The sequence below is a fragment of the Microbacterium sp. genome (assembly GCF_052099035.1).
Taxonomy (GTDB): domain Bacteria; phylum Actinomycetota; class Actinomycetes; order Actinomycetales; family Microbacteriaceae; genus Microbacterium.
Genome location: NZ_JBQDSX010000006.1, coordinates 64,861 through 90,306, shown reverse-complemented (window position 1 = coordinate 90,306; position 25,446 = coordinate 64,861). Strand labels below are relative to the sequence as shown.

23 protein-coding genes are annotated in these 25,446 nt (G+C 66.2%); 10 read left to right on the top strand and 13 right to left on the bottom strand.

Features of this window, described 5'->3' with window-relative positions:
• Window positions 1-93 precede the first annotated feature (93 nt).
• The gene (locus ACTIAO_RS03485; RefSeq protein ID WP_441904878.1) at window positions 94-1,530 is read right to left on the bottom strand and encodes a hypothetical protein; all 1,437 of its coding nucleotides are present in this window, start codon (window positions 1,528-1,530) and stop codon (window positions 94-96) included.
• Between the two features lie 386 nt (window positions 1,531-1,916).
• Window positions 1,917-3,986 carry a heavy metal translocating P-type ATPase gene (locus tag ACTIAO_RS03480; protein ID WP_441904877.1) on the bottom strand — a complete coding sequence of 690 codons (2,070 nt, stop codon included), beginning with the start codon at window positions 3,984-3,986 and terminating at the stop codon, window positions 1,917-1,919.
• Between the two features lie 171 nt (window positions 3,987-4,157).
• Here ACTIAO_RS03480 and ACTIAO_RS03475 point away from each other — a divergent pair, with 171 nt between their 5' ends.
• The 3 genes from ACTIAO_RS03475 (at window position 4,158) to ACTIAO_RS03465 (ending at window position 5,605) form a co-directional block, all read left to right on the top strand.
• Window positions 4,158-4,646 carry a dihydrofolate reductase family protein gene (locus tag ACTIAO_RS03475; RefSeq protein ID WP_441904876.1) on the top strand — a complete coding sequence of 163 codons (489 nt, stop codon included), beginning with the start codon at window positions 4,158-4,160 and terminating at the stop codon, window positions 4,644-4,646.
• Window positions 4,643-5,071, top strand: a complete 429-nt coding sequence (arr, locus tag ACTIAO_RS03470) for an NAD(+)--rifampin ADP-ribosyltransferase (protein WP_441904875.1) — start codon at window positions 4,643-4,645, stop codon at window positions 5,069-5,071. The genes ACTIAO_RS03475 and arr overlap by 4 nt, the downstream gene beginning before the upstream one ends.
• A 66-nt stretch (window positions 5,072-5,137) precedes the next feature.
• Window positions 5,138-5,605, top strand: a complete 468-nt coding sequence (locus ACTIAO_RS03465; RefSeq protein WP_441904874.1) for a DUF6790 family protein — start codon at window positions 5,138-5,140, stop codon at window positions 5,603-5,605.
• Here the strand turns inward: ACTIAO_RS03465 and ACTIAO_RS03460 are convergent, their stop codons facing one another.
• The 5 genes from ACTIAO_RS03460 to ACTIAO_RS03440 all read right to left on the bottom strand — a co-directional run bounded on the left by ACTIAO_RS03460 (window position 5,606) and on the right by ACTIAO_RS03440 (window position 10,702).
• On the bottom strand, window positions 5,606-7,117 hold the full coding sequence (locus ACTIAO_RS03460; protein WP_441904873.1) for a class I adenylate-forming enzyme family protein: 1,512 nt from the start codon (window positions 7,115-7,117) through the stop codon (window positions 5,606-5,608).
• 80 nt (window positions 7,118-7,197) lie between these two features.
• Window positions 7,198-8,016, bottom strand: a complete 819-nt coding sequence (locus tag ACTIAO_RS03455; RefSeq protein ID WP_441904872.1) for a phospholipase — start codon at window positions 8,014-8,016, stop codon at window positions 7,198-7,200.
• A gap of 239 nt (window positions 8,017-8,255) precedes the next feature.
• Window positions 8,256-8,738: a helix-turn-helix domain-containing protein gene (locus tag ACTIAO_RS03450; RefSeq protein WP_441904871.1), complete on the bottom strand. Its 483-nt coding sequence runs from the start codon at window positions 8,736-8,738 to the stop codon at window positions 8,256-8,258.
• A gap of 75 nt (window positions 8,739-8,813) precedes the next feature.
• A complete protein-coding gene (locus tag ACTIAO_RS03445) occupies window positions 8,814-9,821 on the bottom strand; it encodes an FUSC family protein (RefSeq protein ID WP_441904870.1) in 1,008 nt (335 codons plus the stop codon).
• Between the two features lie 134 nt (window positions 9,822-9,955).
• Window positions 9,956-10,702: an SDR family oxidoreductase gene (locus ACTIAO_RS03440; protein WP_441904869.1), complete on the bottom strand. Its 747-nt coding sequence runs from the start codon at window positions 10,700-10,702 to the stop codon at window positions 9,956-9,958.
• Between the two features lie 69 nt (window positions 10,703-10,771).
• Here ACTIAO_RS03440 and ACTIAO_RS03435 point away from each other — a divergent pair, with 69 nt between their 5' ends.
• Both ACTIAO_RS03435 and ACTIAO_RS03430 read left to right on the top strand, forming a co-directional pair.
• The gene (locus ACTIAO_RS03435; RefSeq protein ID WP_441904868.1) at window positions 10,772-12,106 is read left to right on the top strand and encodes a M20/M25/M40 family metallo-hydrolase; all 1,335 of its coding nucleotides are present in this window, start codon (window positions 10,772-10,774) and stop codon (window positions 12,104-12,106) included.
• 8 nt (window positions 12,107-12,114) lie between these two features.
• A complete protein-coding gene (locus ACTIAO_RS03430) occupies window positions 12,115-13,575 on the top strand; it encodes an MFS transporter (protein ID WP_441904867.1) in 1,461 nt (486 codons plus the stop codon).
• A 13-nt stretch (window positions 13,576-13,588) separates the two neighbouring features.
• Here the strand turns inward: ACTIAO_RS03430 and ACTIAO_RS03425 are convergent, their stop codons facing one another.
• The 5 genes from ACTIAO_RS03425 to ACTIAO_RS03405 all read right to left on the bottom strand — a co-directional run bounded on the left by ACTIAO_RS03425 (window position 13,589) and on the right by ACTIAO_RS03405 (window position 16,822).
• A complete protein-coding gene (locus ACTIAO_RS03425; protein ID WP_441904866.1) occupies window positions 13,589-13,933 on the bottom strand; it encodes a hypothetical protein in 345 nt (114 codons plus the stop codon).
• Window positions 13,934-14,062: 129 nt separating this feature from the next.
• Window positions 14,063-14,827, bottom strand: a complete 765-nt coding sequence (locus ACTIAO_RS03420; protein WP_441904865.1) for a siderophore-interacting protein — start codon at window positions 14,825-14,827, stop codon at window positions 14,063-14,065.
• 31 nt (window positions 14,828-14,858) lie between these two features.
• Window positions 14,859-15,068 carry a hypothetical protein gene (locus tag ACTIAO_RS03415; protein WP_441904864.1) on the bottom strand — a complete coding sequence of 70 codons (210 nt, stop codon included), beginning with the start codon at window positions 15,066-15,068 and terminating at the stop codon, window positions 14,859-14,861.
• Between the two features lie 36 nt (window positions 15,069-15,104).
• A complete protein-coding gene (locus tag ACTIAO_RS03410; RefSeq protein WP_441904863.1) occupies window positions 15,105-16,061 on the bottom strand; it encodes a DNA-3-methyladenine glycosylase family protein in 957 nt (318 codons plus the stop codon).
• A 47-nt stretch (window positions 16,062-16,108) separates the two neighbouring features.
• Complete coding sequence (locus ACTIAO_RS03405) at window positions 16,109-16,822, bottom strand: winged helix-turn-helix domain-containing protein (RefSeq protein WP_441904880.1); 714 nt, start codon at window positions 16,820-16,822, stop codon at window positions 16,109-16,111.
• Window positions 16,823-17,150: 328 nt separating this feature from the next.
• Here ACTIAO_RS03405 and ACTIAO_RS03400 point away from each other — a divergent pair, with 328 nt between their 5' ends.
• The 4 genes from ACTIAO_RS03400 to ACTIAO_RS03385 all read left to right on the top strand — a co-directional run bounded on the left by ACTIAO_RS03400 (window position 17,151) and on the right by ACTIAO_RS03385 (window position 23,356).
• Window positions 17,151-17,459: a GNAT family N-acetyltransferase gene (locus tag ACTIAO_RS03400; protein WP_441904862.1), complete on the top strand. Its 309-nt coding sequence runs from the start codon at window positions 17,151-17,153 to the stop codon at window positions 17,457-17,459.
• 191 nt (window positions 17,460-17,650) lie between these two features.
• Window positions 17,651-19,162 (top strand): MFS transporter, encoded by a 1,512-nt coding sequence (locus ACTIAO_RS03395; protein WP_441904861.1) that lies wholly within the window; start codon window positions 17,651-17,653, stop codon window positions 19,160-19,162.
• A 58-nt stretch (window positions 19,163-19,220) separates the two neighbouring features.
• Window positions 19,221-20,375 (top strand): exonuclease SbcCD subunit D, encoded by a 1,155-nt coding sequence (locus ACTIAO_RS03390; RefSeq protein WP_441904860.1) that lies wholly within the window; start codon window positions 19,221-19,223, stop codon window positions 20,373-20,375.
• A complete protein-coding gene (locus tag ACTIAO_RS03385; protein WP_441904859.1) occupies window positions 20,375-23,356 on the top strand; it encodes an AAA family ATPase in 2,982 nt (993 codons plus the stop codon). The genes ACTIAO_RS03390 and ACTIAO_RS03385 overlap by 1 nt, the downstream gene beginning before the upstream one ends.
• Window positions 23,357-23,478: 122 nt before the next feature.
• Here ACTIAO_RS03385 and ACTIAO_RS03380 read toward each other — a convergent pair whose 3' ends face one another.
• Window positions 23,479-24,429 (bottom strand): aldo/keto reductase, encoded by a 951-nt coding sequence (locus ACTIAO_RS03380; protein ID WP_441904858.1) that lies wholly within the window; start codon window positions 24,427-24,429, stop codon window positions 23,479-23,481.
• 104 nt (window positions 24,430-24,533) lie between these two features.
• Between ACTIAO_RS03380 and nadE the strand changes: the two genes are divergently transcribed.
• A complete protein-coding gene (nadE, locus tag ACTIAO_RS03375; protein ID WP_441904857.1) occupies window positions 24,534-25,352 on the top strand; it encodes an ammonia-dependent NAD(+) synthetase in 819 nt (272 codons plus the stop codon).
• Window positions 25,353-25,446 lie beyond the last annotated feature (94 nt).

Here is a 25,446-nt window from a genome sequence, read left to right as displayed (position 1 = left end):
CGAGATCTCACGCACTGCATCGCCCGATCCCTGCTCGGGGCGGGTGGCTTCAGACTCCGCCTACACCCTGGAATGCGATGAGCCGGTTCTCGGTCAAGCGGCAACGAAGCCGCTGCTAAGCGGGTCCTTGTCAAGCCGCCGTCTCAGAACGTCCTCCGTGCACCCGAGACGACCCGCGACCCAGTAGCGGAGGACGAGAGCATTCTCGCGATAGGCGTTAGCTAGGGTCACAATGTCGGGCGTCGGGTTGTCTGCATGTTTGACACCCATGTATGACAGCCGGGATCGATTCTTCCATGCCTCGACTTCCGGAACAGGCACCACAGGCATATCTGCGAGGATCGCCTCCATCGCATCGTTGTAAGTGATCTGCCCGCGCGCATTCAGCACGGCCCCGTTCGCTCCGTCGCTTGCAAGCTGGAAGCCGAGTGCTTCGATGGCGATTCCGGTTTGCGCGACGCGCGTCTCGACGAACAGGCCGCGTTCGTCAACGATCCCGATGAGGGGCAGCAGGGCGCGTTCGTACTTAGACCTCAGTCGAACCCAGCGCTGCACGCCAGCCGCACCGATGTCCGCGAACTTAAACAGGAAGTTCACGTCCGCGGGAGCATTATCGGCGAGGCGGAGGCGGTGGGTGACGACTTCGGACCACACCGTTATCTTGTTCTCGCCGTCCGCGGGGGTCTCATGCCGATTCGGCTGCTCAGCAACTCCGACTTCGATGCGAGAGAAGCCGAACTGCTTCCAAGCCGATAGCGAGAGGAGGTCCTGAACAGCGCGGTGCGGGGCGAGGAGGCCATCCCAAGCCTCGGGCTTCTTGGATGTCGTAGAGATCTGGACGACATCGTGGGTTGCGATCGTTCCCGGCGCAGGGGTGCTGGAACGCCAGGAAGGCTGAAGGGTCAGATTCTTGTTCCGCGCCAGACGCTGCGCGGCGGGGGAGCGCATGGTGATGGTGTATTCGAGTGTGCGGTTTGCCTTGTCGCTCTTCACTTCGGTCGTGCGACTGCTTATCCCCGTCCAATCCGCGAGCCCGGGGATCTCCGTGCGGACGCCGTTGACCTTTTCGAAGTTCGCCCAGCTGCGGCCTCCAAGGACCGCATACTCGGCGACCACTCGTCCGAAGCCGGCACCGTTGGAACCGAACGAGGCTGCAGCCTGCCGACAGCCGATGAGGCTTACGTGGCCGCGGTGATCGTTGAACAGCAGATTTGACGGTGGAGTGTAGCGGAAACGGGTTCGGTCGGGATCGTCTCCGTACTGGACCCCCGAGGAGAACCAGCGGGCGTAGGGGTCGTCGTGCTCGAACATGCCTTTTGTGGGGATTGTGAGCTGAATCGACTCGTCGGTACGTTCCAGCATGACCGCGATCTCCGGAGTGGTCGGATCGCCGTCAACCATCCATCCGATTCTGGGATCACCTTCCACGAGAATGTTGCTAGCCAAGATTTTCCCTCGTCTGAGTTGTCGATGTCGCGGACACGATCCCGGGCGATGAGGACACGCGCTCTGGCCGTTGCCGATCGCCATTGTTATGAGCTCTTCGCGCGTGCGGAACGAAGCGTTCCACGATCTTCGTTGGCGCCGTCGCTGGCGCGCGTCCGCTGACGCTTTCCACCACCGCGCGTACACGACGTTGGCCGGGCGATTCACTCACCGGGCAGACTCTACTCGCAGCCGCGGACATTGCTGACGCGTCGGAGGTGACGCCGCGCGCGATGACGAGCGCATCAGAAGGCATCCGCCGACGAAATTCCGACAAGTCTCGTGAGACTGATCGACCTCAGATCCGTTTATGACTCCCGCGAGATTCCGCTGGAGTCGTGTCTCACGCTCCGACAGCTTCCGTGAGATCGGAGAAAACTGGTGTCGAGTCTGACGGGATAACAGCGACGCTCTTCTCCCGTGCCTCCGACTCACCGTCGGCGGTCGAGGAGGGGGCGGGTGGTGGCGTCGGGGCGGAGGTCGAGCCGGCGAAGTAGCTGCGCGTTGAGGGCGACCACGATTGTGGATAGTGACATGAGGATCGCTCCGACCGACATCGGCAGTATGAAGCCGATCGGGGCGAGGACGCCGGCAGCAAGAGGCACGGAGATGAGGTTGTAGCCAGCGGCCCACCACAGGTTCTGCTTCATCTTCCGGTACGAGGCCCGCGACAGCTCGATCACGGACAGCACCGAGCGGGGGTCGGAGCTTGCGAGGATCACGCCGGCCGACGCGATCGCGACATCCGTCCCGGCTCCGATCGCCAACCCGACGTCGGCCTGCGCGAGCGCAGGGGCATCGTTGACGCCGTCGCCGACCATCGCGACCTTCCGCCCCTCGTGCTGGAGCTCCTGGACCTTCGCGGCCTTGTCTTCTGGGCGGACCCCGGCAAAGACGCGGTCGATGCCGAGATCCTGTGCAACGGTCTGCGCGACAGCATCCGCATCGCCGGTGATCATCACCACCTGCACGCCGAGTGCGTGAAGGGCGTCGACGGCTTCGCGAGACTCCGAGCGCACCTCGTCGGCGAGCTTCAACGCACCGATCACGCGGCCGTCTTCGAGGACGTGGAGAATGATGGCGCCATCCGTCCGCCACAGGTCGGCGATCGGAAGTTCGTCGGCGTTCTCTTCGGTGAGCAGGTGCGGTCCACCGACTCGGATGCTGTTTTCGTCGACGGTTGCGGTGACGCCCACGGCGGGCGAGGAGGTGAAGCTGCTGCTGCGCGGGACAGTGAGATGTTTGTCGGCAGCCGCACGAACAATGGCCTTCGCCAGCGGGTGCTCACTGTCTGCTTCTGCAGCCGCGGCCAGGGCAAGAACCTGGTCAGGATCGGCGCCGTCGAGAGCGGCGACCTCGGAGACGACGGGCTCGCCCTTGGTGAGGGTTCCGGTCTTGTCGAACAGCACCGTGTCGATGGTTCGCATGCTCTCCAGCGCGAGCCGATCCTTGATGAGCACGCCCGCGCGCGCAGCGCGCTCAGTGGCGATCGAGACGACCAGCGGAATCGCGAGCCCGAGCGCGTGCGGGCAGGCGATGACGAGCACGGTGATCGTGCGAATGACGGCAGCGTCGGGGAATCCGATGAGCGTCCACACGAGCGCAGTAATTGCCGCGGCGCCGAGGGCGAACCAGAACAGCCACCCGGCAGCGGTATCGGCGAGGCGCTGTGCGCGGGAAGACGAGTTCTGCGCCTCCGTGACCAGGCGTTGGATGCCGGCCAGCGCAGTGTCATCGCCGATGGCGGTGACCTCCACGCGAAGACCGGAATCGGTGGCAACGGTTCCCGCGGTGACCTGGTCGCCGACGCTGCGCTCCACTGTGCGGGATTCGCCGGTGATCATGGACTCGTCCATCGAAGCGCGTCCATCGACGATGCGCCCGTCCGCGGGGACGCTGCCTCCGGGCCGGACGATGACGACGTCACCGACAAGGAGATCCGTAGGCGACACAACGACGACCTGGTCATTCTCGACACGTTCCGCTTCGTCGGGCAGCAGTGCGGCGAGTGAATCGAGTGCCGAGGTGGTCTGGGCGAGGGAACGCATCTCGATCCAGTGCCCCAGGAGCATGATGACGATGAGGAGGGCGAGTTCCCACCAGAAGTCGAGTTCGTGATGGAGCACGCCGAGGGTCGCGCCCCAAGAGGCGACGAATGCGACGGTGATCGCCAGGCCGATCAGCAGCATCATGCCGGGTTTGCGAGCACGGAGCTCACCGACCGCACCCACGAGGAACGGCCTTCCACACCAGACATACATGACGGTGCCCAGCACCGGTGAAACCCATGACAGTCCCGGAATATCGGGGAGGGGATAGCCGAGGATCGTCGAGAACATGCTCGACAGTGCGACCGTGGGGACAGCGAGGACGAGCATGATCCAGAACAGGCGACGGAACTGCCCGACGTGGTCGCTGTGGCTGTGATCGCTATGGTTGTGGCCGACATGACCGTGATCTACATGGGCGTGCCCCGCGTCGCCGTTGTGCGAGTTGCCCATGGGCTTATCCTCCTCGGAGTTGAAACCGTGCCGGGATGAGAGGTCGATATGTCCAACGGTATACCCCATTGGGGTATTCCGCACCGTCGATACCGAACGGCTTGAGCAGTGGACCCTTGACAGATCTTTCTGCCCGCCGTGATGATTGAGCGGCCTCGAAAGGAAGCTGACATGACTCGCGTTCGTATGGATCTGTCTGTCTCTCTGGACGGTTACATGCCCGCTGACCCGACGCCCGATAGTCCCATGGGTGCCGATTGGGACCGCCTCACCGCTGCGTTTGTCGCGACTCGAGCGTTCCGGGAACAACTTGGAGACTTCAGCGGTACGGGTACGACCGGCATCGACAACCGCTACGTCCTCACCCACACCGCTCCGCGGCCGTCGATCCCGATGAAGGGCGGTACCACGTTCCATTTTCGCAATGGCGAAATCGAAGACGTCCTCGGTGAGGCGACTGAGGATGCTGGTGACAAGGACGTGCGCATCGGTGGTGGATACCGCACGGCACGTGACTTCCTGCGCGCCGGGCTGGTCGATGACCTGCATAGTGTCGAACTCACCCACAACGTCCACACGGAAGTTGCGGAGAGCGGCGTGATCCACGTCACTCTGACGCGACCGACACCGCATCGTGGTCGCGTTAGCGTGGCGACGTGAGTGACGCGCTCGACGATGGCCCCTTCTTCCATGGCACAGCAGTCGTGCTGCGGACCGGTGACCTGCTCACCGCGGGATTCCGATCGAACTATCGCCCGGACGTGATCATGAACCACGTGTATTTCACGGCACTTCCGGATGGCGCTGGATTGGCTGCAGAACTTGCCGTCGAGTTGCTCGACGGCACCGGAGCGCCACACGTGTACGAGGTTGAGCCGACAGGGGCGTTCGAGAATGATCCGAACGTGACCGACAAGAAGTTCCCCGGCAATCCGACGCGGTCCTTCCGCAGTACGGAGCCGCTTCGCATCGTCCGCGAGGTTACCGACTGGACCCGGCTGACACCGGAAGCGCTGCAGGGCTGGCGTGATCGGCTGATATCGAAGGCCCCCGATGAGCGCGGCGAGATCCTCAACGAGCTCTGATGCCCCTGGATTCCTGAGGCAGATGCTCTTGTCGCGAGGAGCGGATTCCGCCACTATGAGGGGACTATGTACCTCATCTTCGTCGTGGGTACGACCATCGTGCTTCCCCTGGCCGCCACAATCATCCAACTGCTCGTCTCACCGGGCGCGGATGCACTGATGGTCGCAGGTTCCTGGTTCGTCGGCTTCGGTGTGGGCGTCCGTCTGCTGGGAGCGGGCATCGTCCAGATGTTCCGCCCGCAGTTCACCGCGAAGAACCTGTTGGGCATCGACAGCCCCGGCGCGAATCAGATCGTACAGGAACTTGGGTTCGCGAACACCGCCATGGGCATCGCGGGAATCATCGCGACTTTCCTCGCATCGTGGCTCGCCCCGGTCGCCGCGGTCGGAGGGATTTTCCTGTTGCTTGCCGGCATCCGCCATCTTGCGAAGAGCGGCAAGAGCGCGCGTGAGTGGATTCCGACCATCACCGATCTGATCCTCGCCGTCGTGCTGCTGATCTTCGTCGTGCTCGTTCTGATGCGCGGAGCCTAGTCAGAGCCCCGCCGCCAGCGCGTGCAGGGTCTTCCGATCGATCTTGCCCACGTTGTTCTTCGGCAGGTCCGCGACGAAGGTCCATCGGTCGGGAACCTTGTAGGCAGCGAGCCGATCCGACGCGAAGGCGATCAGCTCCTGTTCGCTCGGCGGCGTCGAAAGTCCTGCGTGAGGCTGGATGAACGCGTGCACGATCGATCCGAGGCGCTCATCGGGTGCCCCGACGACGCCGCTCAGCTCAACGCCCGGATGCGCGTTGAGCACGTCCTCGACCTCACCGGGAGCGATGTTCGAGCCGCCCTTGATGATGACCTCTTTGATCCGACCCGCGAAGTGCAGGTAGCCGTCCTCGTCGCGCCAGCCGAGGTCGCCAGTGCGCAGCCAGCCATCGACGAAGGCCGCTTCTGTGTTCTCGGGGTCGTTCCAATAGCCCGCCATCACGGACTTGCTCCGCACGACGAACTCGCCCACGTCGCCGTCGGCGACATCCGTGCCGCCCTGCACCACGCGGAATTCGACACCCTCGCGCGGTAGCCCGATCGAACCCCGCTTGATCAGTCCGAACGGCGGGTTCATGCTGCATCCCTCGCACTCGGTCATGCCATACGCCTGATTCAGATCGAGGCTTTCGACATCCGCGAAGTGCGTGTAGAGGTCGGGGGAGATCTGATCGCCGCCGCACTGAACTTCGCGGAGGCTGCTGAAATCAGCATCCGCAGCCTGGGGCGATTCGACCGCGTCGAGAAGCTGGGCCGGAAGAAGGAGCGTGCGCGTCGGCCGGTGCGCGGCCAGCGCGTCGAGGAACAGGCCGGGTTCGCTCTCCTCGAGGATGATCACCGTTCCACCGGCGTACAGCGTCGGGAAGGTCACCCCGATCGATCCGCCGCCGTGGCAGATCGCGGTCGCAGCGAGTGCGATGTCGTCGGCGACCAGCTTCTGGGTTGTCGCGCGCCCCGTGGCCGTGTCGAGGATCGAGCCGTGCGTGTGCACGACGCCCTTCGGCTTGCCCGTGCTGCCGGACGTGTAGAGGATCATGGCCGCATCATCGTCGTTGATGGTCGGCCACTCCGACGTATCCGAGGTGTCGACAGCATCCCAGGCGTTATCTGAATGCGGCGGCACGTCGCCGCAGAGATAGATCCCCTCAAGCGAGGGGATCTCGGCCTGCACATCCCGGATGAGGGGATACAGCGGCCCATGCGTGATGAGCAACTTCGCCGTGCAGTGGTTGCAGGCGAAGGCGACCTCATCGGCTTGGAAGCGGTGATTCAGCGGGACGGCGATCGCGCCGATGCGGAAGCACGCGAGATAGAGCTCGATGAACTCCGAACGGTTGCGCATGAAGATCGCGACGCGATCGCCGTGCGCGATACCGAGGTGGAGGAGCCGTCTGGCCGATCGATCGACAGCATCCGAGAGCGAACGATACGACGTCGTCGTGTTCCTGAAGATGAGAGCGGCCTTGTCGGGCGTCTCTCCGAGCGCGTTCCGGTACAGCTCCATGAGCGACATGGTTCAGCTATACCACTCGCGGAGACGCCGGGCGAGGGGTTCTGAGCGACGTGCTCGTCCCGCCCGGCGCCTCGGGGGGCTCAGTACCAGTTCACCGACTGCGAGTGACCCCACGCGGCGCAGGGGGTGCCGTAGGAGCCGGCGATGTAGCCGAGGCCCCAGCGGATCTGCGTGGTGGCGTTGGTCTGCCAGTCAGAGCCCGCGCTGGCCATCTTGTCGCCGGGGAGTGCCTGGGGGATGCCGGTCGCGCCGCCGTCCTGGTTGTAGGCCTGGTAGTCCCAGCCGGATTCCTTCATCCAGAGCGAGTCGAGGCAGGAGAACTCGCCGGCACCCCAGCCGTACTCGCTGGCGGCGATCGCTGCAGCAGCGCTGCGGGCGCCGTCAGGCGTGTTCGCGGTTGCAATGGCAGCGGCCTGGGCGGCAGCCTCGGCCGCGGCATCTTCTTCGGCCTTTTTCTGGGCGATCGCGGCATCCAACCGGCCGCGGAGCGCAGCTGTGTCGGCGGTGACGATCTCGGTCTGGACGATGGTGTTCGCCGTCACGACGGCACGGGCAGCTCCGACGACCTCGTCATCGGAGAGCGCGTTCAGTGCCTTGGCGAGGCCGGTGGCGTCGATCGTCACCTCTCCCAGATCGAAGCCGGATGCTTGGGCATCCGTGACTGTGGCGGAGGCGGTGGCGATGGCGGAGCGTCCCGTATCGACGGCGGCAGCCGTCTGCGCCAGCTCCGCACGCAGGTCGCTGCGATCGGATACCGCGGCTCGACCGGATACTTCTGCGGCAGCGGGTGCGCCGGCCGTGAGCCCGGCGGTGGTGAGGAGTCCGAGCGCCGCACCTGCAACCAGGGTGAGGGCGACGACGCGGCGGCGGGCAGAAGGTATCAACTGAGTTTCGGGCATGACGAACGTAACGATCCTTACAAGTAGCTGGAGGGCCGCTTCGGGGCGGCGCGTGCACTCTCGGGTCAAGCGCACAAGCTAACGATCTTGCATCATCGTTGCTGTGCGCGACCTCCGTGCGCGCTGGATGCGAGGTGTGAGCGCTCGGAACCTCCGCCGGGTCGCGTAGCGGAGTTCAGGTCGCGATTCTGGCCGGTATGCCGCGCTCTGAGCGACCGAAATCGCGACCTGAACGGTCGTCAGGCGGCGCGTCGTTCGCGGCGCGACTGCTTCGCGCGCGACAGCGGGTACTTCTCGTCGAGGCGCGGCTCGAGGTAGATCCGCCGGATCGCGACAAGGATGATGTACCCGCCTACCCAGTAGCTGAGGAACAGCACCAGTCCGTACGGGAACGTGAAGCTGACCAGCGTCAGCACGACGCCGATGCCGATGTAGAGCCAGCACCACGCACCGCTGATCCGGTCGCGTGCGGCCTGCTGCTCGTCGGTTCGATCCTGCAACGAGTCGACTCTGCTACTCATGCCGGCATCCTCGATGGTCGTGAAGAGATCTCTGACCGGGACGTGCAGTGCGTCGGCGACGAGGGAGAGAGGCTCGAGGCTGGCGTCCTGCCCCGCTTCGAGTCGCTGGATGGTGCGCAGTCCGACGCCGCTCTCGTTCGCGAGTCGTTCCTGGGTCCAGCCCTGGGCCTGTCGGAGTTCCATGATTCGTGTGCTGTTCATGGATTTCATCCCTTACGTCAGCACCACGTCACGGTGACGCCAATGGCCCGCCAGGGCGCGCCAGTATGCCGCCACCTATTCTCTCGCGGTCGTACGCGGATGCAGAACACCGGATGCTGCGCCCAGAGCCGCACCGACGATTGTGTCGATGATGCGCTCCAGCGCCACGTCCATCGAGCCGATCTTGCCGGTCGCGGCTCCGGTGAGCAGCAGCACGAGGGGCGTGATGATCATCAGCGCGAGTGCGTAGTGGCGGACGACGACGAGTTCGACCGTGAACTGCATCACACCGAGCAGCAGCGCGATCCAGAGCCCCGACGGATGCAGCAGCGCCAGCAGCGCGTACACGCCGACACCGAGTATCGTCCCCAGCATCCGGTGCAGTCCGCGCTGGAACGCGGCCCGGCGCTCGGTGACGAGTCCGATTACGGCGATGCCGGCTCCGACGATCCAGTAGCTGCGTCCCGGATCCACGAAGAGGCCGATCAGCACGCCGAGGACCGCGACGATCGCGACTCGGAGCAGGAGCAGGCGCGATGCGTTGTCGTAGCTCGGGCCGGGGAGGAGTTCGCGCAGCGGACGTGCGGGATGCGAGCGTACGTGCGAGATCAGCAGCGGCGACAGCGCAACGAGGTAGGAGAACAGGCAGCCGGCGGCGATCGCCGCGATGTAGGTGAGCAGCGAGATCTCCGCATGCGCGACGATCTGCGCGGACAGGCCGAAGACGAGCACGAAGAAGATCGGTCCCGGCGGGCCCAGGCGGAAACCGAAGCACAGGAGGGCTGCGACCAGAGCGATCACGACGATCCCGATGCTCACCAGCCATCGGCTCGCTCCGGCAGATGCTCCGAGCGCAGCGCACAGGATCAGCCCTGCTGAGACAAAGGGCAGCACGCGCGCCCGCTCGACGACGGGAGCTGCTCCGAGGAAGAGCACGGTGAAGGCACCGGAACCGGCGATGTAGCCGAGAGTCGGATGGCCCAGCAACGTCATCACGGCGATCGGCACCGCCATGCCGATGGCAGCCTGGAGCCCCAACTGCCACCGGGGACCGCGCGACGGGGCAAAGGCGAAAAGGCTCACCCGTCTATTCTCGCGCGCCCCGGCCTGCCACGTTCGTCGCCACGGGTGGCGTGGACCCGTTCAGGTCGCGAACTATGTCGCTCTGGGCGGCTGTGAGCGACCGAGTTTGCGACCTGAACCGGGTGGTGTGGCGCTCAGCGGCGCCGCGCAGCCACCCACTCGGCGAACGTCTGATGCCCGAGGTCGGCGTCCGGGCCGGGAAGTGCAAGACCCTGGCGCATCCCCTTCATCTGCTTGGTCGGGATGCTGAGCGACGGCAGCCACCCGCCGTGACCCACTGCCTTCGCATAGGCCTTGACCATGGCATCCAGCGCTTCTTCGTGGGGCCCGGCGAAGTCACGGGCGAGGCCCTGCGCTGTGCCCGCGGCCACGGTCGCGAGCCGTTCACCGACCTCGGATGCTGCGACCGGCTGCGTGCGCGCCCGCGGCGCCACGCGCACGGGACCGATCTTGGCCCGCGCGAACATCTGCGCGGAGAACTCGTGGAACTGCGTCGCGCGCTGGATTGTCCAGGGCACGGGGGAGGCCTCCACGACTTTCTCCTGCGCAAGCTTCCCCGCGTAGTAGTCGTACGGAATCCGATCGATTCCCACGATCGAGAGCAGCACGATGTGGCCGACACCTGCGCGGTCGGATGCCGCGATGAGGTTGCCGGTGGCTGTCGTGAAGAACTCGGTCGCGGCATCCGCACTCAGGGTGGTGACGTTCGCCGTGTCGATCACCGCGTCGACACCGTCGAGCGCAGCATCCAGCCCTGTGCCGGTGAGGAGGTCCACACCCTCCGAGCGCGCGAGGACGACAGCCTCGTGCCCCGCCGTGCGTACCGCCGCGGCCGTCGGCGCGCCGACGACCCCTGTGCCTCCCGCGATGGCGATCTTCATGAACCGACTGTACTGCGACGGCGTCGGCGGCGGCACGGTGGGTGCGATCTGCAGGGATAACATGAGGAAATGGACGCAGTCGTCGCACGCCCGGGTATCGCCGAGCGGCTCTCCCGCATGATTCAGCTGCCGACCGTGTCTGCCGAACTCGACGAGCGCGGGATGAAGCCATTCGACGACTTTGTCGCTCTGATCGCCGAGTTCTATCCGCTCACCCACTCGCAGTTGCGGCTGGAGCTGCACACGGACTTCGGGCTGCTCTTTCACTGGGAGGGTGTCTCGGATGCCGCACCACTCGTGCTCATGGCGCACTATGACGTCGTGCCGGTCGACGAGTCCGACCCGTGGACGCATCCACCGTTCGCGGGCGTGATCGCCGACGGCCGCGTGTACGGGCGCGGCACCCTCGATGACAAGGGGCCGCTCATCGTCGTGCTGGAGGCCGTTGAGAACCTGCTCGCTGCCGGCTTCGTCCCGGCGCGCGATGTCTACCTCTCGTTCGGCGGCAACGAAGAGACGTTCGGCGCTGCCGCGGTCGAGATCTCGAGAGCATTCCAGGAGCGCGGGATCGTGCCGTGGCTCGTCCTCGACGAAGGCGGCGCTGTTGTCGATGCGCCGCTGTCGTTCGTGCACGGGCGCGCCGCGATGATCGGCGTGGGGGAGAAGGGCGTGCTCACGCTGACGCTCAGCACGCGGGGTGATGGCGGACACGCCTCGGCGCCCCCGACCCTCACCGCAGTGCGGCGCATTGCGCGCGCTGTCAATCGCCTGGGTCCTGGAACATTCCGCACGCGTACGCCTCGAGCGATTCCTCGGATGCTGTCGCAGTTCTCCGAGCAGACCACCGGCCCCTCACGGCTGCTGCTGAAACTGCTCGCGGCCGTGCCGCTGCTGACCGGGCGAGTGTTCGCAGCCCTCGGCGGGGAGCCCGCCGCGATGGTGCGCACGACGATCGCCGCCACGATGCAGTCGGGCGGAACAGCGGCGAATGTCATCCCGTCACAGGCATCCGCCACGATCAACCTGCGCATCGCGCTCGGTGAGAGCGTCGACAGCGTGGTTTCGCGGGTGCGTCGCCGCGTCCGTGACCCGCTCGTCTCGATCGAGGTCGTCGAGGGCAGCGAGCCATCGCCGGAGGCGCCCACCGACAATGCGCAGTTCAGCCTGCTCGGGCGCGCGCTGGAGGAAGCCTTTCCCGGGGTGCGGCCGGTGCCGTACGTCATGATGGCCGCGACGGACTCGCGCCACTTCCACCGTTTCACTCCCGCCGTGTATCGCTTCGCGCCGTTGGAGATGTCGAACGCCCAGCGCGCGGCTATCCACGGCGTCGATGAGAGCGTCGAGATCGCGACTCTCGAGCGGGGCGAGATTTTTCATCGCGCTCTGCTCGAAAACCTGACCTGAGGATCAAGATGTCCCGTAAAGCCACCCTTGGCGCGCTCGCCACAGTCGTCGGATTCCTCGCGTTCGTCGAGTTCACCAGCGGCGTGCTGCAGGGCTATTACACGCCGATGCTCTCCGATATCGCGCGGCATCTTCAGATTCACGACGCCGATGTGAACTGGTTCGAGGGCACCCAGCTCATGCTGTCAGCTCTCGTCGTGCCCGCTTTCGCGAAGCTCGGTGACATGGTCGGCCACAAGCGGATGCTGTTGATCTCGACTGCCTTGACCGCGCTAGCGGCCCTCGCCCTGCCGTTCACGGATTCATTCTGGGTGTTCCTCGTCGCGTGGACCCTGATGGGCTTCTACGTCGTGTGGCTGCCGTTGGAGATCGCCCTGATCTGGTCGCGCTCGCGGCGGATGGAAGGACGATCCGTCATCACCGCGCGTGCGGCGGGACTGCTCGTGGCTGCCCTCGAGGTCGGGGCTATCGCCGGTGCGCTCGTGGGCGGTGCGCTCATCGATGTGCTGCCGCTGACGGTCGTGCTGCTGATCCCCGCGCTGCTGATCGTGGTGTGCTTCTTCGTGATCCTGTTCGGTGTGAAGGAATCTCCGGAGTCGGCCGGCGGCGTGCTGGACACCGTCGGACTCGTGCTCATCTCGATGGCCCTGATCTGCTTCACTGGCGGGCTCAGCCTGTTGCGACTGGATGGGGGACTGGCGAATCCGTGGTCATGGGCCGTGGTGGTGCTCGGACTGCTGCTGGTCGTGCCGTTCGCGCTGTGGGAGCTGCGCCACGACGATCCGCTGATCGACGTGCGGATGTTCCGTTCGCCGGCGCTCCGGCCGATCTTTCTCACGGCGGGCCTGTTCGGGGTCAGCGTCCTCGGCGCGCAGGCGCCGCTGTCGACCTTCGTGCGGACGGATCCGGACGTCTACGGGTACGGGCTCGGCACCACGGGATTTGCGACGTCGCTCATCATCGGGATCTACCTGATCGGGATGATCACCGGTGCTCTGCTGTTCCCGGTGATCGCGCGGATCACGACGCCCCGCATCACGCTGCTGGGCGCCTCGATCCTCGTGGGCGTCGGGTTCCTGCTGTTCCTGCCCTTCCACTCCACATACCTGCAGGTGGTCACGAACATCGTGATCGTCGGGATCGGCTCCGGGGCGCTCGTTGCAGCGTTGCCGGCGGCTGCGGCATCCGCGGCTCCCGAGACCCAGACCGGTGTCGCGACAGGACTCACGAACTCGGTGAAGACGGTCGGCGGCGCGATCGCTTCGTGCGTCTTCGGCATCGCGCTGCTGCACGGGGTGGCTTCGACGGCGGCGGGGACCGAGGGCACAGCCGGTTCGCTCGAGGGTTACTTCACGGTCTGGATCGTCTGCGGCGCGACCGCGTTCGCCGCCGCCGTGCTGCTGATTTTCGTGCCGAAGCACGCGTTCACCGATCGTGTGAGCGAGGTCGATGCTGCGCCTCTCGTGTGAGGAGGCGCACTCGTCAGTCGCGGTCGAGGCCGAAGGTGCGCTTGACGATCGCCTGCACGTCGCGGTCGAGGCCATCCATACGGGTGTTCACGGCATCGAAGCGCGCGTTCATCTCATTGCGGAGGCCACCGATCTGACCGTTCATCTCGCTACGCAGTCCGCTGATCTGGGCGTTCACCTCGCCTCGCAACCCGTCCATCTGGCCGTTCATCCCGCCGATCTGAGCGTTCATCTCATTGCGCAGGCCACCGACCTCAGTGCGCACGACGCGGATGAACAACGTCGACACGATTGTCATCATGCCGAACATCAGGGCGGTGAATGCCCCGATCATCGTCCATATCTGCGCGTCGTTCATGAATCCCACATCCTCATCGTCCCATTGATCCGATCAGCGTGCCAGCGTTGCCGACCAAGGAGATGCCGCAAACCCCCGAGCTGTGGAAAAGAGCTGAGTTTGCGTCGCTGTGCAGAACGAGCTCGCGGCTCAGTGCGGGGCGTGGTACTCGGCCTCTTCGCGCTTCCAGTAGCCCTTGACGACGGCGTGGTCGGTATCGACTCCCCAGCGGGCGAGCAGTGCACGACCGGGTTTGACGATGGATTGCTCAGCGGCGACGAACACGAACGGGTCCTCACCCACGGCATCCGATTCGGCGAGACCGTCGAGGAAAGTGATCAACGCGGACCCGGCGGGTTCGTCCCCACGGCGGACCCACTCGACCTTCACCGGCGCATCGATGTCGATCTCGTCCTCGGACCCGCGCACTTCGATGACGATCCGTGCGGGCTGGTCGCCGATCAGGGCGGCGAATCGGCGGATCGCTGGAATCGCCGTCTCGTCGCCGGCGAGGAACCATGAGCCGGGGGTGCCCGTCAGCACGGCAGAACCACGTGGACCGCCGACGCCGATCTGCGCACCGATCGGCGCGGTCGCTGCCCAGCGGGAAGCCACGCCCTCGTCGCCATGGATCACGAATTCGACCTCGAGCCAATTCTCATCCCACACCAACGGGGTGTATTCGCGGCTCGGTGCCGCTCGAAGCTCCTCGATCGAATCTGTGGTCTCCGTCGGGAAGAACAGACGCATGTGATCGTCGCTGCCGAGCGAGGCGAACCCGTACAGATCGTCGCCTTCGAGTCGTACGCGCACGTAGTTCGGGGCGAGCTGCTCACGCGCCGTGAGCGTGACATTGCGGAACTGAAGATCGAGACGCTGGCGCTCCAGCGAGAAGGATGAAGTCGGGTTGGTCATGACGCCAGGCTAGGCGACGTTCCGAGAAGCCCTATAACTCGATGCCGTGGGACTCGTCGTTGACCCCGGCATTACCGCCCTTGCGCGACTCGACCGCGATCAGCCAGACCACGGACACGATCAGCGCGAGCAGCAGCCCGAGCCACACGTTCTGCAGAATCAGGCCGATCACGATGCCGATGATGAAGAGCACGACCGTGCCACCGAGCCAACTCCAGCGCTGCTTCTTCGTTCCCGCCATGCCCTCAGCTTAGAGGGTGCCCTGACACGGGCGAGCTCAGCGCCGCCGGTGGTCTTCGGGCGCGAGGCGCGGACCGCGGCGGGGTTCGGTGAGGCCGCTGGCGAGGATCAGGCGGATGACGCGCTGGCGGTGCCCAGCCCAGGGGGCGAGCAGCTCCAGCATCCCGTCATCATCGGTGCGTGAGCCGGTGAGGGCGAAACCGACCTGGTGGGCGAGATGGTAATCGCCGACGCTGACGGCATCCGGGTCTCCGAGGGCGCGGATGCGCGTCTCGGCGGACGTCCACGCGCCGATGCCCGGAAGGCTCGTGAGGATGCGATCGCGGTCCCCGCTGCTCGGGGCGGAGAGCACGACATCCGCGATGCGCTGCCCGCGTTCGGCGGCGCGGACGATCGCACGCGACTGTGGCGGCTCGACTCCGGCCTGGTGCCAACTCCACGAGGGGATGCTGTGCCAGCCATCGATCGAGGGCGGAGCGAACATCGGCCGCGGCGTCGGGCCGGGAGCGCGCTCACCGAAACGCGTGATCAGTACCCGCCAGGCGCCGAACGCCTGGAGAGAGGTGACCTTCTGCTCGATCACGGCGCTGGCGAGCGCATCGAAGACGAGGTCGGTGCGGGTGAGCCGTGTGGCGCGAGTGCGGTGGGCGACATCGGCGAGGAGCGGATGCCGCGACACGTCGAATCCCGTCGCATCATCGTCTGCTCCGCAGAGGACAGGCAGCTGCGCCAACGCCCACTCGGCGCCGGGGCCCCATGCAGTGGCGTGGATTCCCGCGGTGCTCTGTCGTAGGGCGAGCGTGGCCACGCCCAGCGGGGTGCGACTGGCTCGCCACAGCGTGGCACCGCTGATGAGCATGGTCGGGTCCTTCGGCCCACGCATCAGCACGCCGACCGTACGGAACAGATTCAGCGGATGCGCGGGACGGTAGACCGTTTCGAGCGGATGCGTGGTCGCGGCAGCGGTGGCCGTGGCATCCACTGTCGTCGTCATGCCATCACCCTACGTCCCGGGTCTGACACCGGTTCGGATGGACGGCCTCAGAAGCGGTCGGGCGAAGGCGTGCCGTGGCCGTAGCGGATGACGACGTCGGCGTGGCGGTCGAAGCGGTAGCCGATGCCGCGCACCGTACGGACGATGTCCTCGTAGCGGCCGAGCTTGGCGCGCAGGCGCCGGACGTGCACGTCGATCGTGCGCTCCCCGGGGGTCTCGTCATCCGGCGACTGCCACAGAGCATCGACGAGTTCGGACCGCTCGATCGTGCGCCCCTCGCGGAGGACGAGGTACTGCAGAAGCTCGAACTCTTTGTAGGTGAACGCGGCGGACTCTCCGTCGATCAGCACGCGCTTGCGGGAGATGTCGACAGTGACGCCGTAGTCCTCGTCCTTGTCCTCGGTTTCGGTCGCAGCCTTGGCGCGTGCGACAGCTCCCGGCTCCTGCAGGGCGAGACGCACGACATCCAGGTCGCGGCCGCCCGAGCCGTGCGGAGCGAGCGCCACGGTCGCGTGAGTGTCAGCACCGGGTGCGAGCTCGGCGAGCGTGCGGCGCAGGGCGTCGACGAGCAGCGGCAGGCTGACTCCGGCCTCGGCGGCTTTGATCTCGTCGAGTCCGACGTAGAGGGCGAAGCCGCGGGGCGAGCGGGTCGCCGGAAGGTCGGCGGGGGCAACCGGAGCAGCGGATTCGACGATCGGCGGGACGGGACGCAGGTGAGGGGTGCGGGTGGCGGGACGCTCGAGGAGTGCGATGTTCGACATGATGATGAAGTCCTTGGGAAAGGTGAGCCGTTGCGGCTCGGATGTGTTGCGTGAATGACCCGGAGGGCCGAGAGCGAGCACGCGGGTGGGTGCTCGGGGGCTCACGCCTCGCAGATAGCGAAGGACGGAGCCGGACAGGTCGGCTGAGTGATCAGCGACACATTCGGCAACACATGCCAACGCAGCCGGGCATCATCATCCCGGCAGTCCTGTTCGCCTCCTGGGCGGACAAAGGGCGCGCGTTGGTGGTCATGGGGGGATTATGTCCGAGAATGTCGGCGCGTGTCAAAACGAGTCCTGTCGTGACGGGGTGGCCTAGCGTGGAGGGATGACGGATTCCACGATGGTCGACGGGTTCCTCGTCACCGATGAGAAAGATGCTTCGCGCTACACGCTCACACGCGACGGGGTGCTCGTCAGCGTGCTGGACTACCGCGACGACGGGACGACGATCGCCCTGACGCGGGCGTTCACGATCCCGACTTTCCGCGGAAAAGGGTACGCGGCCTGCGTCGTCGACGGCGCGGTCGCCGACATCGAGAGTCGCGGGGATCGCAAGGTCGAACCGGTGTGCTGGTATGTCGCGGAGTGGTTCGAGCAGCATCCAGACCGGGCCGGCATCCTGCGCCGCCGCTGACGTCACTATGTGACCGAATGTTACGGGTCGTGCCCGGGCGTTCGACGCGATGATTCAGGGTTCTCCTTCGGAAGACCGATACACTAGAGCCCTGCTCAGCGCCGTTTGCTGAGGCGGTCAGCACCTCTTTCCGGTGCTGGTCCGAGGCTTGAAACCTCCGGCATCCTCATCAGACACCGGAGGTTTTTTTCATGTCTCTGACCCTGCGTTCCCAAACTCTGCGCTCCCATCCCCAAGCCAAATGGTGGGCGCTGTTCGTCATCTCACTGACTCAGCTCGTCGTGGTGCTCGACGGCACGATCGTCAACATCGCACTTCCGCAGGCGCAGCTCGCGTTGAACATGGACGACCACCTGCGCCAGTGGGTCGTCACCGCCTATGCGCTCGCGTTCGGGGCGTTGCTGCTGCTCGGTGGTCGCATCTCCGACTACTGGGGCCGCAAGCGCACCTTCATGGTCGGCATGATCGGGTTCGGAGTCGCTTCGCTCTACGCCGGAATGGCCGCGGCAGGATGGGAACTTATCGTCGGACGTGCCCTGCAGGGCGTCTTCGCGGCGATGCTGGCACCGGCGGCGCTCGCGCTGCTCACGACCCTCTTCCCTTCCGGTAGGGAGCGAAACGTCGCCTTCGCCGTATTCGGCATCGTGGCCGGAGCGGGCGCTGCGGTCGGCATGGTGCTCGGGGGCTTCCTCACCGAGTTCTTCGACTGGCGCTGGTGCCTGCTCGTCAACCTCTTCTTCGTGGCGGTCGGCCTCATCGGCGGCGCGCTCTTCCTCACAGAGAGCAAGGCGGACGGCGACAACCGCTACGACATGTGGGGTGCGTTATTCGTGACCGCCGGCCTCGGGGCTCTCGTCTACGGCTTCAGCCTCGCGGAGACCGGTTGGGGGAGCCCGCTGACCATCACCTTCATCGCGCTCGGAGTGGTGCTGCTCGCCGTGTTCGTGTGGGTCGAGATGAAGGTCAGCAATCCGCTGCTGCCGTTGCGCGTCGTCACGCACAAGGTCCGCGGCGGAGCATTCCTGATCCAGGCCGTCGCCGGCAGCGTCATGATCGGCGCAACGCTGTACCTCACCTTCCACCTGCAGATCGTGCTCGGGTTCGGTGCACTCGAGGCCGGTATCGCGAGCCTGCCTCTGCCGCTGGGCACAATGGTGCTCGCCGGGCTCGCCACCAAGATGCTGGGCAGAATCGGCCCGCGCCCGATGCTCATCGGAGGTCCGCTCGTCGTCGCAGCGGCGCTGATCTACCTGTCCTTCATCACACCGGGCGGCAACTACTTCGTCGAGGTCGCTCCCGCACTTCTGGTGATGGGCATGGGAATGGCATTCGTCTTCATTCCGCTGCAGAACGTCGCACTCACCGGCGTCGCGCCGCACGACGCCGGTGTCGCCTCGGCCGTCACCAACTCGGCCATGCAGATCGGCGGGTCCATCGGACTGTCGGTGTTCACTGCGGTCTACGCCGCAGTGGTCGGTCGCAACGCCCAGGGCTCGTCGGAACTGCTCACGGATGGCTACAGCGGCGTCTTCGTCGCGGCCGCGGTCGGGATGCTGGTGGCATCCGTCATCGCGATCACGATGGTGCGTGGGCGCAAGGAAGACCTGCTGCCGAGGGGATCGGTCTCGGACGATTCGTCATCGGACGACGTGCCGGTTTCGCCGGTCTCGGACGACACGGACACGGTTTCGCTGGTGCACTGATCCGGATGCCGCGGCGGGCCTAGGCTCGAATGTCTGAGGCCCTCCGTACGGTGTGAATATGCGAATCCTGCACACCTCCGACTGGCACATCGGCCGCACGTTCCATGGCAACTCGACCATGGACGCGCTGGCCGAGGTCCTGGGCGCCCTCGTGCAGCAGGTCCGTGACAATTCCGTCGACGTCGTCATCGTCGCCGGCGACGTGTTCGACTCTGCGACGCCGGCCGGGCCCGCCTACACGCTGCTCGGCGACACGCTCGTGGCACTGCACGACACTGGCGCCCGTGTGATCGTCACGAGTGGCAACCACGATTCGGCGGCACGACTCGGATTCCAGGCTCGTCTGCTGCGCGATGGCATCCACGTCGTGACCGACCCGCTTTCGATCGGCACGCCGGTGACGATCGACGATTCCGATGGACCGGTGCACTTCTACGGCATCCCGTACCTCGAGCCCGCGATCGTGCGCCAGCATTGGGATGGCGTGGCTCTGAAGACGCAGGCGCAGACCATGGCGCACGCGATGGATCTGGTGCGTGCGGGCATGGCAACGCATGACGGACGCTCGGTCGCGATCGCGCACTGCTTCGCCGCCGGGGTGGATGCTACGACCGGCCTCGAGCGCGAGGTGCGCCAGGGCGGCCTCGACGTAGTCCCGCTCGAGGTCTTCGACGGCCCGGATTACGTCGCGCTCGGCCACATCCATGGTCGCCAGCAGATCAGCGAGCGTGTGCGCTACGCGGGGGCGCCGCTGCATTACAGCTTCGGCGAGCAGCACAAGGAGCGAGGTTCCTGGCTGATCGACCTCGATGCCACCGGACTCGCCGCGGCCGTGTGGCTCGCACTGCCCGTGCCGAGGCGTCTCGTGACGCTCACCGGGCCTCTCGATGAGATCCTCTCCGCCGAGAACGTCGCAGAGCACGCGGATGACTGGGTGTGCGCGGTGTACACCGATGCACTGCCGCAGGCCGAGCCGATGCGCCGGCTCAAGGAGCGTTTCCCGCACTGCGCGATTGTGCAGCACGCACCGGTGCTGAGCGGCGAGCCAGAAGAGCACTCGTATGCCGCGCGGCTGAAGTCCGCGGTGACCGACACCGAGCGGATCGAGGCGTTCCTCGAGCACGTGCGAGCAGGCCAGGGACCGAGCGAGCGTGAGAGCGAGCTCATCCGTGAGGTGCTCGACGAGCGCGTGGTCGCCGAGGCTCTCGTCTAGTGCGTCTTCACCGTCTCGAGATCGAGGGGTTCGGTCCGTTCCTCCGCCGCCAGGCCGTCGACTTCGACGGATTCGCGGACGACGGCATCTTCCTGATCGCCGGACGCACCGGGGCGGGCAAATCGAGCATTCTGGATGCCGTCTGCTTCGGTCTCTACGGATCAGTCCCTCGCTACGAGGGCGGCGAGAAGCGGCTGCGCAGCGATCACTGCGAACCGGATGACCCGAGCGAGGTCGTCGTCGAGTTCAGCACCAGCTCCGGGCGCTACCGTGTCACGCGCTCGCCGGAGTACATGCGTCCGGCCAAGCGCGGCGGAGGACTGACGAAACAGGCCTCCGGGGTGCAGCTCGACGTGCGTTCGACCGAAGGGGACTGGGTCACCCTCGCGGCGAAAGAGAAGCGTGTCGCAGACGAGCTCGATGAGATCCTGCAGCTGAGCCGCGAGCAGTTCCTGCAGGTGATCCTGCTCGCCCAGAACCGGTTCGCACGGTTCCTGCTCGCCGACAGCAAGGAGCGGCAGGGACTGCTGCGGCGGCTGTTCGGCACCGAGCGATTCGAAGACGTCCAGGTCCGCTTCGACGATCGTCGTCGCGCGTCAGAGAATGCGCTCGCCGGCGTCATCGCCCGGGTGGGCGCGCGCATCGAGGAGGCCGAGCGCGTCGTCACCCATGCGGATCTCTGGGGTGATTCTGGCGCCGTGGACGAGGACGCGACGCAGACACCGGAGCGGATCGAGGCGCTCCGCGCAGCCCTTACGCGCGCCGAGTACCGGGTCGAGCGCCGCAGCGCGGAGCGTGACGATGCCGAGAAGCTCCTCACCTCCGCGGATGCTGCCCTGTCGACGGTCCGCGACGAACAGAAGGCGCAGCGGGAACGCGACCGGGCGCGCGCGGCGATGGTGCAGCTCGACGCCGAACAACCGGAGATCGATGCGGCTCAGCTCGCGCTCCAGCGGGCGCGGGCCGCCGAAGCACTGCGCGCGACGATCACGGCGTCGACTCGGGCCGAACAGGCCCATGAATCTGCGGTTGCCGCCGAGGCATCCGCCCGATCGGAATGGGAAGAAACCGGCATCTCGATCGAGCAGGTGTCGGTCGAGCGCCTGGAGCGATGGGCTGCAGAACGCACCCGTGAGAGCGGCGGATGGGAACGTGCGGCAGAACTTGAGAAGGGCGCGGTGGCACTCTCCGCAGAACTTGACGACGCGCGGATGCAGGTCGCGGCGGCCTCCGCGTTGGTCGACGCCGGAGATGCCGAACGTGCCGAGCTGCCAGCCCGGCTCAGCGAGCTGACCGAACAGCGCGATGCTGCCAGACGGCAAGCCGACCGCATCGATGATCTGGCGCGCGCTCTCGCCTCAGCGCAGTCCCGTCGTGAGGCAGCAGTCGCTGTCGTGACGATCAGCGGTGATCTCGAGACGGCCGAGCGGAAGCTGGTCGAGACGAGCACCGCCTCGGCCGATGCGCAGACGGCACTCGCTCATGTGCGCCGGCGACGCCTCGAGGGATTCGCTGGTGAATTGGCGTCGGCCCTCGTGTCGGGGGAGCCCTGCGCAGTGTGCGGGTCGACGTCGCACCCCGCGCCCGCGGAGCACAGCGACCCGGTATCCGCCGATGACATCGAGGCTGCGGAATCCGTGCGTGATGCCGCGCAGGTCGACGAGCGGGCAGCGCAGGACCGGGTCGCCGACGTGAAAGCGCAACTGGCTGGGGCATCGGCTATCGCTGACGGGTGGACGGCGGAGATCGCAGAATCCCACGTCGCGGCGGCGACGAAGGCGCATGCCGAGTCCGACGCCGCCGCGAGTGAGCTCACGGCACTCGAGGCGCAGGTCGCGCAGACGACGGACGCGATCGCCGCACTGGAGCAGAAAAGAACAGAGTCCGCCACAGCCCTTGCCGCCGCACGCGAATCTTTCGCGCTCGTCGCGCAGAGAGAGCAGCAGGCAGCGGCGCAGATCAGCGAAGCACGGGGAACGTTCGAAACGGTTGCGGAGCGGACTACCGAGGCGACAGCGCAGATCGCAGTGGCGCGCGCGTTGGCATCCGCGCTCACCGAGCTGGCACGTAGTGCGAAGGCGTTCTCGGCGGCGAAAGAAGAACAGGATGCCGCGCTCGCGGCATCCGACTTCGACGACGTCTCCGCGGCGCAGGACGCGATGCGCTCCGCATCCGAGCAGGAGACGATCGAGGGGCGTATCGCCGCGCACCGCGCGCACCGCGAGAAGGAGCGGGCGACGCTGCTCGAACTCGAGCTGCGCACGCTGCCCGAGGAGCCGATCGATCTCGCTCCCGCCGAGCACGCAGCCGCTGAAGCCCGTTCCGCGTGGAAGGCTGCTGTCGATGTCGCAGGGCGGGCCGCCAACACGGCCGAGCAGCTTGCTGGCCTCATCGAGTCCGCGGCATCCGAGCACGCGCGTAGCGCAGAGCAGCAGGCCGAACATGAAGTGCTCCGCGGGCTCGCCGACACCATCGCTGGACGCGCGGGCAATACGCACAAGATGACACTGGAGACATTCGTGCTCGCGGCAGAGCTCGAAGAGATCGTCGACGCGGCCAACCGGCGCCTGAGCGACATGTCGACCGGGCGCTATCAGCTGCAGCATTCCGACGCGCTCGCGTCACGGGGGGCAGCATCCGGGCTCGGCATCGTCGTGTTCGACGCATTCACCGGACAGACGAGGCCCGCGCAGTCGCTGTCCGGAGGAGAGACGTTCCTGAGCTCACTGGCTCTCGCCCTGGGGCTCGCTGAGGTCGTCACGGCGCGTGCCGGCGGCATCCAGCTCGACACCCTGTTCATCGACGAGGGCTTCGGGTCTCTGGATGCCGACACGCTCGAGGTCGCGATGCGCACCCTCGACGAGCTGCGTTCGGGCGGGAGAACCGTCGGCATCATCAGCCACGTCGAGTCCATGCAGGAGCAGATCCCCGCCCAGCTCATGGTCGAGCAGACGCCAGAGGGCCCGAGCCGCATCCGCTGACTCGTTTTGCCCCGGTCGTTGAGCGATCGGAGCGAGCCGAAACGGGGTGAGCGACACTTCGACTCGCTGGCGCTCGCTCAGCGCGGGTCTCCGCGAGTCGAAGCCTCCTTCACCCAGCGAACTCAGACGCTGGCCGGGCTCCACTCCGACACGGCATCCAGAGCCTGCACTTCGTCCGCAGTGAGCTCGAGCGTCGCACTCGCGAGCAGATCCGCGACCTGCTCGACGCGTGACGCGCTGGCGATCGGCGCAGCCACGGTCGGCTGAGCGCGCAACCACGCCAGCGCGACCGAAGTGATCGATGCGTCGTGCTCCCCAGCGATGCGATCGAGCTCGTCGATCACGGCAAGTCCCTCTGCGGTGGCGTACTTGGACGCTCCGGCGGCGCGCGGCGATGAGCCCGCAGCATCCGTCGTTCGGTACTTTCCGGTGAGGAATCCGCTGGCCAGCGCGTAATACGGCACCAGGCTCACCTCGAACTCCTCAGCGACAGGGATGACGCTCTCCTCGACGTCGTTGCGGTGCACGAGGTTGTAGTGCGGCTGGATCGCGACCGGCAGCGGAATGCCAGCATCCTGCGAGATCGAGATCCACTCCCGGATGCGGTCTGCGGAGTAGTTGGACACGGCAATGTTGCGCACGAGGCCGTCGGCGACGAGCTGCCCGAACGCCGCGACGGTCTCTTCGAGCGGGGTCTCGACATCATCGAAGTGCGCGTAGTAGAGGTCGATCGTCTCGATGCCGAGGCGCTTCAGCGACGCTTCGGCAGCGGCGCGCACATTCCGTCCCGAAAGTCCGCGGAACTCCGGATGGCTGCTCACCTTCGTGGCGACCGTGATGCCGGAGGGCTTCCGCGCAGCAAGCCACTCTCCGATGAGTGCTTCGCTCTCGCCGCCGCTGTTGCCCGGAACCCATGCGCTGTATCCGTCGGCGGTGTCGATGAAGTTGCCACCACCGGCGGTATACGCGTCAAGGATCTCGAACGATGCGTCGCGGTCGGCCGTCCAACCGAACACGTTCCCGCCGAGGGAGAGAGGGAAGACCTCGAGGTTGCTGCGGCCGAGGAGAGTCATTGTTCTCACTTTCATCTGAGGTTTACTGATGCCAAGTCTCCTGGATGCCGGACCATTCCCGCCGCGTCATACCCGCGTAACACGGAGGGGGCGATACTGGAGGCATGACGCTTCAGCAGGAGATCGCTCAGACGCTCGGCGTGCAGCCCGAGATCGACCCCGCCGCCGAGATCGAGCGCCGAGTGCAGTTCCTCGCCGACTACCTCGCGAAGACCGGTGCTAAAGGCTTCGTGCTCGGCATCTCCGGTGGGCAGGATTCCACGCTCGGCGGACGTCTCGCCCAGCTCGCAGTCGAGCGCGTCCGTGCGGATGGCGGGACGGTCGACTTCATCGCCGTCCGTCTGCCGTACAAGGTGCAGCACGACGCGGACGATGCGGAGGCCGCTGTCGCCTTCATCGCCGCGGATCGCGTCGTCGAGGTGAACATCCAGCACGGCGTCGACGGCGTCGAGAAGGATATCGAGCAGGCCGCGGGAGCCTCCATCTCGGACTTCAACCGCGGCAATATCAAAGCCCGCATCCGCATGGTGACCCAGTACGCGCTCGCCAGTCACGACGGTCACCTCGTCGTCGGCACCGATCACGCCGCCGAGGCGGTCACCGGTTTCTATACGAAGTTCGGCGATGGGGCGGCTGATGTGCTTCCGCTCGCGGGGCTCACCAAGCGCCAGGGGAAACAGCTGCTGCAGGAGCTGCAGGCACCCGAGCGACTGTGGATGAAGATCCCGACCGCTGACCTGCTCGATGACCAGCCCGGACGCGCCGACGAGGACGAGCTCGGGATCACCTATGAGCAGATCGATGACTACCTCGAGGGCAGGCCGGTGGATGCTGCTGCCGCAGCCCGCATCGAGCAGAAGTATCGGGCATCCGAGCACAAGCGCCACCTCCCGGTCGCACCCAGCGACAACTGGTGGCGCTGAGCTCGGTACTCCTTCCTGCGGGTCGTTGAGTGAGGGCGGAGTACCGTCTGCGGGTCGTTGAGTGAGGACGGAGTACCGTCTGCGGGTCGTTGAG